Source organism: Halobacillus sp. A1-3 (genome assembly GCF_050971765.1).
Lineage (GTDB): Bacteria > Bacillota > Bacilli > Bacillales > Halobacillaceae > Halobacillus > Halobacillus mangrovi_B.
In genome coordinates this window covers 17,180-30,564 of the sequence record NZ_JBPCEO010000001.1, presented here as the reverse complement: position 1 = coordinate 30,564, position 13,385 = coordinate 17,180, and the positions used below count along the sequence as shown (strand labels likewise).

General features: G+C 40.8%; 11 protein-coding genes and 1 pseudogene. 4 read left to right on the top strand and 8 right to left on the bottom strand.

The genetic code is table 11. The features are described 5' to 3' along the window. Window positions 1–31: 31 nt before the first annotated feature. The 3 genes and pseudogenes from asnB to ACRYKC_RS00130 form a co-directional block, all read right to left on the bottom strand. Window positions 32–1,931, bottom strand: a pseudogene (asnB, locus tag ACRYKC_RS00140) (asparagine synthase (glutamine-hydrolyzing)). A 78-nt stretch (window positions 1,932–2,009) separates the two neighbouring features. Then, the gene (locus ACRYKC_RS00135; protein ID WP_433804621.1) at window positions 2,010–3,131 is read right to left on the bottom strand and encodes a hypothetical protein; all 1,122 of its coding nucleotides are present in this window, start codon (window positions 3,129–3,131) and stop codon (window positions 2,010–2,012) included. Further along, a complete protein-coding gene (locus ACRYKC_RS00130) occupies window positions 3,124–3,660 on the bottom strand; it encodes a sigma-70 family RNA polymerase sigma factor (protein WP_433804620.1) in 537 nt (178 codons plus the stop codon). Before ACRYKC_RS00130 ends, ACRYKC_RS00135 begins: the two co-directional genes overlap by 8 nt. Window positions 3,661–3,787: 127 nt before the next feature. Between ACRYKC_RS00130 and ACRYKC_RS00125 the strand changes: the two genes are divergently transcribed. Beyond that, window positions 3,788–5,266 carry a phytoene desaturase family protein gene (locus ACRYKC_RS00125; RefSeq protein WP_433804619.1) on the top strand — a complete coding sequence of 493 codons (1,479 nt, stop codon included), beginning with the start codon at window positions 3,788–3,790 and terminating at the stop codon, window positions 5,264–5,266. Window positions 5,267–5,326: 60 nt separating this feature from the next. Next, window positions 5,327–5,500, top strand: a complete 174-nt coding sequence (locus ACRYKC_RS00120; RefSeq protein WP_433804618.1) for a hypothetical protein — start codon at window positions 5,327–5,329, stop codon at window positions 5,498–5,500. A gap of 15 nt (window positions 5,501–5,515) precedes the next feature. On the opposite strand, the gene ACRYKC_RS00115 is transcribed toward ACRYKC_RS00120, so the two are convergent. Next, a complete protein-coding gene (locus ACRYKC_RS00115) occupies window positions 5,516–5,698 on the bottom strand; it encodes a hypothetical protein (protein ID WP_433804617.1) in 183 nt (60 codons plus the stop codon). Window positions 5,699–5,883: 185 nt separating this feature from the next. On the opposite strand from ACRYKC_RS00115, the gene ACRYKC_RS00110 reads away from it, so the two are divergent. After that, a complete protein-coding gene (locus ACRYKC_RS00110) occupies window positions 5,884–7,413 on the top strand; it encodes a BCCT family transporter (protein ID WP_433804616.1) in 1,530 nt (509 codons plus the stop codon). 30 nt (window positions 7,414–7,443) lie between these two features. On the opposite strand, the gene kynB is transcribed toward ACRYKC_RS00110, so the two are convergent. The 3 genes from kynB to recQ all read right to left on the bottom strand — a co-directional run bounded on the left by kynB (window position 7,444) and on the right by recQ (window position 11,719). Then, on the bottom strand, window positions 7,444–8,064 hold the full coding sequence (gene kynB / locus ACRYKC_RS00105) for an arylformamidase (protein ID WP_433804615.1): 621 nt from the start codon (window positions 8,062–8,064) through the stop codon (window positions 7,444–7,446). Window positions 8,065–8,077: 13 nt separating this feature from the next. Further along, window positions 8,078–9,358 (bottom strand): kynureninase, encoded by a 1,281-nt coding sequence (kynU, locus tag ACRYKC_RS00100; RefSeq protein WP_433804614.1) that lies wholly within the window; start codon window positions 9,356–9,358, stop codon window positions 8,078–8,080. 213 nt (window positions 9,359–9,571) lie between these two features. Continuing rightward, entirely contained in the window at window positions 9,572–11,719 is a 2,148-nt protein-coding gene (gene recQ / locus ACRYKC_RS00095; protein WP_433804613.1) for a DNA helicase RecQ, read from the bottom strand. 123 nt (window positions 11,720–11,842) lie between these two features. Here recQ and ACRYKC_RS00090 point away from each other — a divergent pair, with 123 nt between their 5' ends. Then, on the top strand, window positions 11,843–12,778 hold the full coding sequence (locus ACRYKC_RS00090) for an NADP-dependent oxidoreductase (protein ID WP_433804612.1): 936 nt from the start codon (window positions 11,843–11,845) through the stop codon (window positions 12,776–12,778). 254 nt (window positions 12,779–13,032) lie between these two features. Here ACRYKC_RS00090 and ACRYKC_RS00085 read toward each other — a convergent pair whose 3' ends face one another. Further along, window positions 13,033–13,383, bottom strand: coding sequence for a hypothetical protein (locus tag ACRYKC_RS00085; RefSeq protein ID WP_433804611.1), 351 nt, complete (start codon window positions 13,381–13,383; stop codon window positions 13,033–13,035). Between the last annotated feature and the right edge of the window lie 2 nt (window positions 13,384–13,385).

The window sequence follows — 13,385 nt, the reverse complement described above, 5'->3', positions numbered from 1 at the left end:
CATTGATTTAGCAGCCTTTTTTAATGGTTATCTAAGCATAAACAAGCGTTTGATCAATAGCTTTTGGTTCAGTTTTTTCAGGTGGTAGACCTTCTTTAATGAAATACACCTCATACCATTAAAAATACGTATACCGTCCATATATATCGATGATGATTCTTCCGCCCCTCGTAATGCTCATTTAAATAACGCAGCAGCTCTTCAGTGTGGAAAAAGTGGGAGGCTGTCTCTGATAAGAAGAGTTCTTTGATATGACTGTAATACTTCTCCTGACGTATCCAGTGCCTGATCGGAACAGGAAAACCAACTTTCGGGCGGTTAGCCCATTCATCGGGCAGGATCGATTTGGCTGCTTGTCTTAATGCATACTTGGTATCTATTTGGTTAGCTCTTAGAGAAGGGGGAAGGTCACCGGCCACTTCCATCACTTTTTTATCAAGAAAAGGTACTCGCAGTTCAAGGGAATGGGCATTACTCATTTTGTCGGCCTTTTGTAAAATATCGCCCGGCATCCAGTGATTAATATCAACGTACTGCATTTTTGTGCTTTCATTAGCTTTTGCTACTCTCTTATAAGTAGGTGCGAGAATTCCTGATGGTGTCTGATCGTTATAAAACGGTGCTTTCAATACTTTTTTAGCATCCTCTTCAGTAAATACTTTAGCCTGACCTATGAATTTTTCTTCCACTTTTTGACCGCCCTTGGTCAGGAAGTTCGTAATTTTGTTAGAAGGAAGGTTTGAGCTTACTTTAGAAATAACTCTTCTGATAAGGAAGGGTATTTTCTCATAGGCTTTTTGCTTGGAACTGATTTGATACCAGTCATATCCGCCGAATAGTTCATCGGCTCCTTCACCTGAAAGGACAACTGTTACATGCTGACTTGCCAATTCAGCTAAAAAATAGAGTGGTACGGATGAAAGGTTGGCATGGGGTTCGTCCATGTGGTACTGGATTTTAGGAATCTTCTCGAAAAATTCTTCACCTGAAATCAAGCGTTTATGATTTTTTATATTCAACTGCTCGGATAAATCCTCTGCCAAATTGGTCTCATTGAAAATTCCCCCATGCTGTTTAAAGCCAACAGAAAATGTGTTCTCTGGTTTAAGAAATGTCGTCACGTAGCTGGAGTCGATGCCCCCTGACAGGAAAGAACCCACTTTGACATCACTTATTCTGTGATAGCGAACAGAGTCTTCCATGATCTCATTGATGGATGCGACCGCTTCTTTCAATGTCTTCGTATTCTCAGTGTAATTAGCATCCCAATAGCGATGAGAATCTAACCGGCCATTTTTATAGACCATATAATGGCCAGGCGGCAGTTTGTACACACCTTTAAAAAACGTCTCATACAAAGCAGAGTATTGGAATGTAAGAAAAGGCTTAAGGGCCTGCTCGTTAAACTCTTTCATAAAAGTAGGACACGACAAGAAAGATTTTATCTCAGAACCGAATAAGAAAGTCCCATCATCCGTATGAATCGTATAATATAGCGGCTTAATTCCGAAAGGGTCTCTTGCTAAGAACAATTCCTCTGTATCTCTGTCCCATATAGCAAACGCATACATCCCACGAAGCTTCTGAAGAATATCAGCGCCATACTCCTCATATCCATGCATGACGACTTCGCTGTCCGTGTGACTTTGGAATTCATGACCGCGGGCAACTAAGGTGTCTTTGAGACTATGAAAGTTGTAAATTTATCCATTAAAAATTAAAATAAAACGCCTGTTTTCACAAAACATAGGCTGATTGGCATTCTTGCTCATGTCGGTTATGCTAAGTCGGCGGAAGCCTAACCCAACTTTTTCGTCGTTATAATATTCACCATCATCCGGTCCCCGGTGGTGGATTCTTTCCATCATATCCTGAATGACTTTCGTTTCGTAAGGCTGATTTTTATGTACATATTCAACAATTCCACACATAGTTAACCTCCTTATTAATTTAGAAAATTAAGGGGAGCCCTCTCAGTCCTTAACGGGGACTCCCGTCTTAATTAACAACTACCAGCGAACATCGATTCCTTCAAACTGTAATTTTTCATAATCAGTAACGATCGACTTATCCAACCTTACAATGTTTAATGATTTTAACTTAAGGATATCATCTGCATTTCCACGGAAGGAAGAGTATTGAATGTTTAGATAAGTAATCTGCTGCAGTCCTTCCTCAACATTACTTAAATCATCTAATGTCGGTCCTATGAATGTCATTTGGTCTAGATGAGGGATTTCCTTTAATAATTCTCCTGATACTTTTACCTGATTTAACGTCAATTTTCTTAAATTCTTCATAGAACGGAAGACTTCTGGGTCACTTTTCCAGTCATAGATGCCATTTAAGTGAGAAGCGTCTATCGTTAGTTCTTCTAGTTCTAATAAGTCACTTTTTGTTAAAGATTCAAGGTTTTTATCTAACGATTGGGCGATAGATTCGTGGACTAACTGCTGTAATTCAATAGGTTCATCTAATTTTTCAAGATTTTTTGTTGATATTTTGGATGATACTGTTTCAGTTATTAATTGTTCTTTATCCTTTGATAGGTACGTTATAGTTGCTGATGATTGAATATCTCCTAGTTCAATTTTTAAGAAGACGCCTAGTTCCCCTCGTTGAAAATTTTCGATAGAGGGTGGGCTGTTATTAGATAACGTATTTGAGTAAGAAAAGTTATCACCCTTTAAAAAGACGTATTCTCGAGTTTTACCTCGGGTATCGGTTGCTACATTACTCTTGTCAATTTGTGTTACTTCATCCCCCAGATCCCTTAAGGCCGCTTCATTGATTATAGAAGCACTGTCTTTGATTATTTTTTTAATTCTACTTACTATCTCTTCAACTTCATCAGCAGGTGACTCCTCTGGAGCGGGAGGGAGGATATCTTCATGCTTTTGCTCCAGCGTATCCGCAGGATTTTCTAACGGATTTCCAGAGTTGACAAAATAAACGGACCCGCTAATTAACAGGACTACAAGCAGAGCTGACAAAACTTGAGGGACGGCCGGCACCCAGCGACGCTTCGGTTTTTGGCGGTTCTCATAAAAGCGGCGCCGGTCAGCTTCTGTAAATAATGGATCTTTGCTGATTTTACGGTCGATTGCCTCTTTTATCTTTTTATTATCCAAGGGTCCATTCCCCCTCATGCACGTGTTTTTTCAACATTTTTCTGGCTCGTTGCATACGACTTTTGATGGTTGAAATCGGTGTGTTTGTGACATCAGCGATTTCTTGCTGGGTCATATTTTGTTGAAAGGTTAATATCATGACTTCTCTGTATTTAATCGGGAGATTTAAAATAACATTGGCAATTTCATCCCATTGTTCCTTCTGGATCACAGTATTCTCAAGCTGGTAAGGATCTCCCTGATCAAACCATTGATCCTTAACCAGTTTGATTCGGTGAAGAGGAGAGCGTAAATAATCTTTGCAGCGGTTGATCGCTATTCTTATAGCCCAGGTTTTCAGCTGTGATTGTCCATTGAATTGGTCCCACTTCCGGTAAATCAAAATTAATACTTCTTGAAAGAGATCATCAGTGGTGTGGTGGTTTTTTACATACGTATAGATGGTTCGTTTTAATGCCTCGCCATAGTGGTGCATAATGTATTCAATTGCTTCATCATTCGTTAAGTCGACTTGTGTATTTCCGGTCACCGGGCTTTCTCTCCTTTCTCCATTAATTTGACGGTTTATAAAGTGAGATGGTCCCCAATCGGCTCAAAATATTTTAAATGCTTTTTATTTAGGGGAATGTAGAGGATATAAGGGAGGTGGTGGAGTCATGGCTTATGATGTGGGAATCGTTGGAGCAGGCTTCGGTGGATTAACAGCAGCTGCTGAACTCTCGCGAAATGGGTTAAGTGTACTAGTTCTAGAGGCTTCCAACGAGCTTGGCGGCAGTGCAGGTAAGTATGAACGTGAAGGATACCGGTTCCAATCCGGTGCTACGGTCGGGATGGGATTTGAAAAAGAAGGTGTATTTGACAGGCTGTATAAAAACCTGGATCTGAAAACACCAGCGATGACCCTGTTGAATCCAATTATGGATATTCATATGCCTGACCGAACGATCCACTATTATCGTGATCGGCATCAATGGTATAACGAAATTCAAAAGAATTTTCCAGAGGCTTCAAATGAAATTAAGGCATTCTATGAAGAAGTATTTAAAGTTGGAGAAATGGTTGACCGCTTAGTAGAAAAATTACCGATATTCCCACCGAAAACGTTGAGAGACTGGCTTACTCTTCCTTCCTTATTGGATCAGGAATCCACCAGACTTATGCCATTTTTAATGCAAACCGTAGAAGACAGACTGAAAAAATACCAGCTTCATCATCATCAGTTGTTTAAAACTTTTCTTAACGGAGAATTGATGGACAGTGTCCAAACAAGTGTGGATCGATGTCCTGCTTTTCTTGGCTATGCGGCTTTACAAACCTTTCATAAAGGAGCTTATGCAGTCCATGGGGGCCTGGCAACGGTTGCAGAACAATTGGCAGATTATATAAAAGAGCGTGGGAACGAAGTAAAACTTCGGCACCCCGTCCATCTTGTTGATAAAGAGGGTGGAGCCTTTCGATTGCATACAAAACGAAAGAAAATTTATGAAGTCAAAAGAGTAGTGCTAAATAATTCGGTCCACAATTTACATGATACGTTATCTCCAGAATTAGGTAAACATTCCTATATTAAAGAACAAAAGGAAATGAAGCGAGAGTCCTGGGGAGCGTTTATCATTCATGCTGGTGTAGACCAGAGTGTTTTTGAAACCACTGATGTTTTGTATCATCAGTTCATTGATCCACACCATCCTGAAGAATTGCATGACGGCGGTCAGTTTTTAATGTCGCTTTCTGATCCTGCTGATCAGCAAATGGCTCCGGAGGGAAAGAGGTCAGTAACAATTTCTACACATACTTCTATTCACCAGTGGTGGGAAACAGAGAATTACGATGTTGAAAAAGAAAAAATGAAAGAAAGACTTATTCAGACTGTCGACCATTACTTTCCTGGATTCTCGGATCAACTGGACATTGTTCTTCCAGGTACTCCGGTCACCTTCGAAAAGTGGTTACGAAGAAAGCAAGGGAAAGTAGGTGGGTATGCACCTAAGGGAAGCTACAGCTGGCTGAATAGCTATTCCATACGTACAGGTATTGATGGTGTTCTGCAATGTGGGGACACTGTATTCCCAGGAGCAGGGACACTTGGTGTCTCACTTTCAGGCTTGATGGTCGCTAAAGAGCTTACGAAATGATTGAAGACTCAGGAGTTCGGGAAAAAGAAATATAAGAATAGCTATAAAGGAGAGATCGTTGTGCCAGGTCCAGAAAATGAACTCGTTGGTTTCCAAGCTAATCCAAACGAATTTGGCAAATGCGGAAACTGCGGGAAATTATTAACGTCGAAAAAGGAAGAAGAATTGAAGTTATGTAAAGAATGTCAGAAGAGGCATAAAGACAAAGAGATAGAGTATGATGAAGGAGAATAAGTTGAAAATAAAGGATCACGCTCTCAAAACGGGCGTGATTTTTTTATGTCGCAAAAGGTGGTCACGGCAAATAACTACATGAATTCCCCCTTTTAGTAATGGAAGACTCGAGTTGGAGATGATTTCGGTTTGGCGGTTTCCTGTATCAGGACTGGTGGTTGGAGTTCCGGGAAATTGCTCGCTTTCTGTTGTGGGCATGCGCTGAACCTCCTCGATTGAGGGTGGGTGGTTGCTATATTGGTTATTTATCAACACAAAGAATACAAAGTGCAAAGTAAAAAATACAGATAGTGGGTAAACTTTACACTTTACAGCATAATAAGAGCAGTGTTATGGTCTCTAAATGTGCCAAAAACACACGATTACATTTAAAGGAGTTATTTATGAATAATAAACATACAGGGCGAATTGATTGGCCCGTCTTCGCTATCAGCGGAGGATTATTAGTACTTTTCGTATTTCTTGCACTTATTGATATTAGTCTAATTGAAACAATCGTCAACAAGAGCTTTGGCTGGTCTGCTAAATACTTCGGAGCATTTTGGCAAATTCTCATGTTGGCAACATTTTTTGTAGGCATTGGCCTGGCATTCTCTAAATATGGAAGAGTCAAAATGGGAAATATGGAGAAGCCTGAAATCAGCCTATATAAATGGCTTTCCATCATCATGGCTACCTTGCTTGCTGGTGGAGGAGTTTTCTGGGCGGCAGCTGAGCCGATGTACCACTTTTTAACGGTACCTCCACATCAATCAGGAATTGAAGCAGGCACCAAAGCTGCGATTAATCCAGCTCTTGCTCAAAGCTTTATGCACTGGGGATTCTTAGCATGGGCCATCCTTGGTACAATCAGTGCTGTCGTGATGATGTATGGACATTACCATAAAGGCATGCCGATGAAACCTCGGACTCTGCTGTATCCTATTTTCGGTGAGAAGCTCAGAAACAGCTGGCTAGGGACAGTCATCGATGCCTTCTCTGTCATTGCCGTTGCAGCAGGAACCATAGGACCGATCGGATTCCTTGGCCTTCAGGCTAGCTATGGTCTCCAAGAAATCTTTGGAATACCGAATCAGTTCAGCACACAGTTTACGATCATCTTTGCAGTGGTACTGATTTCAACGATTTCAGCAGTAACAGGTTTGTACAAAGGAATTCAATATCTAAGTAGTTTTAACGTGCGTTTAGCCATTGCATTGATGGCGTTTATCGTCATTTTTGGACCGGGAGGATTTATCATTGATCATTTTCTATCCGGCTTTGGTTACTATGTAGACCAGTTCATTCCTATGAGTACATTCCGTGGAGACGGTGGCTGGTTATCCGGTTGGACCGTATTCTTCTGGGGTTGGTTCATCGGTTATGGTCCAATGATGGCTATTCTTGTTAGTCGTATTTCCAGAGGACGTACAATTCGTGAAATCATTGTCGCCGTTTCTATATTTGCACCAGTAATTTCTACGTTCTGGTTTACCGTTTTAGGTGGTTCAGGTATTTTCTTTGAGCTTAATAATCCTGGTTCTGTTTCTGAAGCCTTGAACGCTGCAGGTAACCCGGCAGCAATGTTTGCGATAACAGAGCAATTCCCGTTGGCCTCTGTCATTTCACCGCTGTTCTTGATTTTGACAATCTTGTTTGTGGTAACAACAAGTGATTCGATGTCGTATACCATCGCTATGGCTGTGACTGGGGAAGGAAACCCGAAGAAATGGCTTCGTATTTTCTGGGCAGTCTTAATGGGATCTGTAGCCGTGATCCTTCTTATCACGGGGGACAGTGGAATTACGCAGCTGCAAAACTTTATTGTTGTAACTGCTGTACCTGTATCCATTCTCCTTCTTCCAATGATTTGGTTAGCTCCACGAGTAGCAAAGGAAATGGCAAAGAATCAAGAACTTACTGATAAAAAATAAAACGATTGGCGCTGTGAGGCGCCAATCGTTTTATTTCTGCTTTAATATCGCTCGAACAGGGCTGCCATCTGCTTCATCCATTTTCAATGGAAAAGCCATCAGCTCATAAGACCCTGGAGCGACATGGTCCAGCTGCAATCCTTCCAATATTAATAGGTCGTTCTTATATAAGGAATGATGGGCAGGAAGGTCTTTACTTGTTTCCGGGTCTACCGAAGGAGTATCAACTCCAATCAGATCAATGCCCTTATCGTACAAAAATTCAGCCACGTCTTCACCAATCACCGTGTAAGACGGAGGGAATTGTTTTCGGTCTTCCCAACTCATTGTCCTAAAAAGGACTTTGGTAACTCCATTAAACTGAAAAGATTGAAGATCCTTTTTTCTGATCACTTTTTTGTTCTCCATGTTGATAACTAAAGCTTCGCCGATAAAGCGTTCAGGTGAAAGGTCAGCCACTTTCAATCCCTTGTTGTCGTAATGAAACGGTGCGTCTATATGTGTACCAGTGTGGTTGCTGGCTGTGAACTGGCCGATATTCACAGAACCAGTCTCATCCATGGACATCGTCAACTTATAATAAAACGGTTCGTCTCCTGGCCACTCTGGTGTTTTATTATTTAAATTCATGGAGATATCGATTAGTTTCATATTAGAAACCTCCTTAAGCTATAATACCGCGTTCATTTTTAAATCGTTTATGCTTTTCGTTATCCATAATATCTTTCAGAGTTAAGATTACATCATAAACATCTTCAAATGAGATGTAGAGAGCGATTGGTGCAAGGCGGATGACATTTGGAGAGCGGTAATCAGGGATGACATTTTCTTCTTTTAAGGCTTTACATATACTTGCTGCTTCTGGATGAAGTAAACAAATATGGCCGCCTCGCCGTTCATCTTCCAGCGGATTCGCTAACTGAAACCCATAATCAGGAAGCTCCTGATGTATTAAGTTCATCATCATTCGGGTGAGCGCTAAGGACTTTTCACGGATTAGTTTTATGCCTGCTTCATGGAAAATTTCCAGAGAACCAAGAAGGGGGGCAGAACTTAGAATATGTGGTGTTCCCATCTGAAAAGCACCGGCTGTTTCTGATGGTGTTAATTCATGCTCCATGTCGAATTGTTTCTCTTTTTTTGAACTGAACCAGCCTGCTAAACCTGGTTTCTTGCCTAAATGCTTTTCGTGGACATACAATCCACCAACTCCGCCAGGCCCGCTGTTCAAATATTTATACGTGCACCAAACGGCGAAATCGACGTCCCAATCATTCAGGTGATGGGGAAGAGCTCCTATAGAGTGGGCCAAGTCAAATCCAACGATAATTCCCTGGTCATGCGCCGCCTTCGTAATTTTTTTTATGTCAAGAAGCTGGCCACTTCTGTAAAGCACGGAAGGCAACAGGAGTAGAGAGACTTCTTCATTCATCTGAGCAATAATTTCATCTTCTGATAAGGTATATCCATCCTGACTCTCGACTTGAATCAAATGATCGGATGGCTGCAATCCATGGAGTTCAATCTGGCTTTTCAATGCGTAAATATCAGAAGGGAAATTGAGTTCATCAGCGATAATCTTTGTCCGCTTTCCATTTGGTTTGTAAAAGGAAGCCAGCAGTTGATGAAGATTCGTGGTAATAGATCCTGTATTAATGACTTCATGTGCTTTTGCTCCAATTAATGGAGCCGTCATCTCTCCAATTTGCTCTGACATATAAAACCACGGCTGTTTTCCCTCTGTCCATCCATCAATTCCATAAGTTTTCCAATCATCTACAGAGGTCATCAGTGTTCTCTCAGCTCTTTTTGAAAGCAGACCGAGAGAGTTGCCATCCATATAGTAGGTAGAATCCTTTGTATAAAATTCACTTTTGTAAATTGATAATTCATCATTTCGATCGAGTTGTTTAGCAGTTTCTCTAGTGATTTTAGATTTCGTCATCCAATCCCTCCTGGTTTTATTATAAGGAAGCAATAGAGCCGCTAGCAAAGTTTTTATAAGTTATATGCCTGTGGAATAGCGAAAATAAAGCATCTGTCTTTAATTTGTTTGATTCTTGTGAAAGATGATGCGTGGAAATCCGGTAGTTCGTTCATTCCAACCACTATTCAAGTTGATATTGAAAAAGCGCTGCTAATAATGGCAGCGCTTCTGTTATCCTATCAATTCATGCTTAGAAAGCACAGCTTTAATCATTGAGTATGTGTATTCCTCGGGCAGTCTTTCTTTTAAAGGTTTTAATTTCTTTTCCTCTAAGTCTTCGTAATGGTGCAGGACAGTGTGCTCTTGTTCTTCGTTAAACCATCTACTCCAGTTGAATTCATCGATTTCGCGTGCACGCCGAAATAAATGGCTTTCCACTGTTTGAGGACTTAGTCCGCGTACTTTCGCTATTTCTTCAATTGACTTTTTCTCTTCGTCCCATAGCTGAAAAGATATCACATGACTAGGTCTCTCATCAGCTGGATCTTTTTTAGGTAAAGTGGAGACAGCTGTTCTTCTAGAAGAAGGGCGTGGCTTATTATCTGCCTGCTTGCTCCATGGGCGAATGGAGGCCAGAAACTCCTCTCCATACTTTTCGAATTTCTGTTCTCCGACTCCTTTTATAGCCAGCATCTCTTGCTTATTTTCAGGAAGGTAAGTAGAGAATTCTTTCAAGGTCGCATCTGAAAATATCACATAAGGCGGAAGACCCTTCTCATCAGCCATCTCTTTCCTTAAGGTGCGAAGCTCTTGGAAGTATTCTTCATTGTATTCTGCTTCCTGATGGGTGGTGGTAGCCTCTACTAACATAACCACCGGCTGCTCTCCTTTTAGGACAGACACGGCTTCATTGGATAGCTTTAGTGTAGGATATCGTCCTTGACCAGGCGTCAGATATCCTTCAGCCGTTAAGAAGTGAATGAACCTTTTCAGTTCTTTTTCAGTATAGTTAGACATGATTCCGTAAGTAGAGAGGGAATGAAATTGGAATTGCTTTACTTTCTGATCAGCAGAACCCTTTAATACTTTTGCGGTTAATCCTGCACCAAATCGTTCACCCATTCGTTTGACACAAGATAAGACCATTTGAGCTTCTTTTGTCATATTCTGCTTTTCACCTACATATGTGCAATTTGAACATTTCCCACATGGCTCAGTAGGAATAGGGTCGTTAAAATATTCCAAAATGTACTGCTGCAAGCATGTATGAGTATGACAGTAATTAATCATCGATTGTAACTTGGTGTATTCCTCTATCTTCTTTTCCTCAGATGGAGATTGATCAATAAGAAAACGTTGCAGGTTGATGTCCTGGCTGGAAAATAACAGCGCACAATCGCCTGGCTCTCCGTCCCTTCCAGCACGTCCGGCTTCTTGATAATAGGACTCGATATTCATCGGCATCGAGTAATGTATGACATACCGAACATTAGACTTGTCTATTCCCATTCCAAAAGCATTGGTAGCGACGATCGTTGTGATTTCATCTTGAACAAAGTCCATTTGCGCTTGCTTCCGCTGGTTTTCTGTCATTCCTGCATGATACCTTCCGATAGAAAAGCCTCTCTTAGATAAGAATTGCTCTAGCTGGTCAGCATCTTTTCTTGTCGCTGTATAGATGATGCCGGACTCATTTGGTCGACTTTCCAAGTACTCTTCAACGAAATCACGTTTATCTCTCCCTTTTATAATACGAAAAGATAAGTTATGACGGGCAAATCCTGTGTTGACCACAGAGGCTTCCGGAACATCGATTAAATGTCTGATATCATTGATCACTTCCGGTGTCGCTGTTGCTGTCAAAGCCATAAAGACAGGAAGGTTGGGGATTTGTTTGAGAGTTGGAACTATGGATCTGTAGCTTGGCCTGAAATCGTGTCCCCATTGAGAGATACAATGTGCTTCATCAAAGGCGATCAAAGAGAGCTGCATGCTCTGGATAGCAGAGAGAAAATGGCCGGAATCAAATCGTTCAGGCGCTACATAAACGAAGTGGTAAGAGCCATTGGCCATATCAAAGATTCGCTGTCGTTGTTCTTCTGCTGACAAAGAGCTATTAATATAGGTGGCTGGAATTCCATAAGAGTTCAAGGCATCTACCTGGTCCTTCATAAGGGAAATGAGAGGAGAAATAATGATTGCTGTTCCAGGGAGCGCTAATCCTGGTATTTGGTAACAAAGAGATTTCCCTCCACCTGTAGGCATCACGGCCAATGTATTCTGAGCGTTTAATACTTGGCTTATCGCTTGTTCCTGACCCGGGCGGAAGGTAGAGAAGCCATAATATTGCTGCAAAAGTTGTTCAGCTTTTTCCATCATCTTGAGATCATCCTTTTATTTATGCGTTACTAACGCTACGTCTTTTCTAATCTTATCACGTTTGTTTTTGAATGTTAGGGGAAAATAATCGTTGTGTGAATGAATTAAAGGAGTGATAACATCATGAAAGCCATTGTGATAGAACAATATGGAGGAAAAGAGCAATTAGTGGAAAAAGAAGTGAATCCTCAAAATTTCGAAAACAATCAAGTGCTCGTTGAACTCCATGCTACATCAATCAACCCGATTGACTGGAAACTAAGAGAAGGATACTTGAAAGAGATGCTTGATTTTGAATTTCCAATTATTTTGGGATGGGATGCAGCTGGAATCGTGAAAGAAGTTGGAAGTGAAGTAAAACAGTATAAAAAAGGTGATCGAGTATTCGCAAGGCCCGCGACGACAAGGTTTGGTACTTATGCAGAGTACACAGTAATAGATGAAGATCTGCTTGCTCGACTACCTGACAATATTCCTTTTGAAGAGGCAGCGGCTGTTCCGCTTGCTGGACTTACCGCATGGCAATGCCTCGTCGATTTTGCTGAGATTAGTGAAGGAGACCGCGTCTTGATACATGCAGGCTCTGGAGGTGTTGGACAATATGCTATTCAATTAGCCAAGCATTTTGGTGCTTATGTTGCGACAACAGCGAGCGGCAAAAACCAGGACTGGGTAGAGGAATTAGGAGTCGATCGATTTATCAATTATCGAGAAGAAAACTTTGAAGAGGTTCTGAGTGACTTTGACATTGTCTTAGATACCCTGGGAGGGGAGATACAAGCGAAGAGTTTCAAAGTACTAAAAGAGGGAGGACGGATGCCATCTATCGTCCAGCCGCCTGAGGAATCTCTTGCAGAAAAATATAACGTAAAGGCAGGCTTTGTATGGCTTGAACCAAGTGGTGAAAAGCTCTCGAAACTTGCTGATTTGATGGAAAATGGCAAGCTAACCTCTGTAATTGGCCATCGCTTTCCATTGACGGAAAAAGGATTGAGAGAAGCACACGAAATTAGTGAAAGCCATCATGCAAAAGGTAAAATTGTCATCTCGATTAAATAAAGGAATGGCGCGATGTGATATTCAACATAATAAAACATGAAATCGAGATCATCCAATTTAATTTCGGAAATCTTTAATAGAAGCAAACCACCATATATTATTGAGAAAAACCAAGCCCCATTTATCATGAATGGGGCTTGGTTTTTAAGTCAAATTTTAAATTTAGATTGAGATAAATAGAAAAAGTTATACATTTTATATCCTATTCTTATAAATTAAGAGAAAGAACTAGCTATGTACAACTAAAATATTCTTTATGCTAATTGGCGTTCATAAACAACTTCTTTGGTTTCAAAGTCGAGGGCATCAACTTTCATTTTTAGTACTTGCCCATCATCAGTTCTTTTAGCACCCCAGAGACGGATGTAATTACTAGTGTTATGATCTAAGAAATTCACTTGAACTATTCTCACTTCAACAGCTTCCATTAGTTTATCTTCGATCCAACACTCTTGAAATTTCATCGTCTCTTTAGGTTGGCTTAATATGTAGTCATTCATAATCTTTTCAAATTCAGGAAAATCCAGCTCTTTGTTTTCGATATAAACGTGATTAAAATCGTTAAAATCAGTAATATGGTAACTTGCCTTCGGTTCGTTATTCACTG

Coding starts and splice junctions, on each gene's coding strand:
- ACRYKC_RS00110 (WP_433804616.1), top strand. CDS start 5,884: ATGAATAATAAACATACAGGGCGAATTGATTGGCCCGTCTTCGCTATC.
- kynB (WP_433804615.1), bottom strand. CDS start 8,064: ATGAAACTAATCGATATCTCCATGAATTTAAATAATAAAACACCAGAG.
- ACRYKC_RS00125 (WP_433804619.1), top strand. CDS start 3,788: ATGGCTTATGATGTGGGAATCGTTGGAGCAGGCTTCGGTGGATTAACA.
- kynU (WP_433804614.1), bottom strand. CDS start 9,358: ATGACGAAATCTAAAATCACTAGAGAAACTGCTAAACAACTCGATCGA.
- ACRYKC_RS00090 (WP_433804612.1), top strand. CDS start 11,843: ATGAAAGCCATTGTGATAGAACAATATGGAGGAAAAGAGCAATTAGTG.
- recQ (WP_433804613.1), bottom strand. CDS start 11,719: ATGATGGAAAAAGCTGAACAACTTTTGCAGCAATATTATGGCTTCTCT.
- ACRYKC_RS00115 (WP_433804617.1), bottom strand. CDS start 5,698: ATGCCCACAACAGAAAGCGAGCAATTTCCCGGAACTCCAACCACCAGT.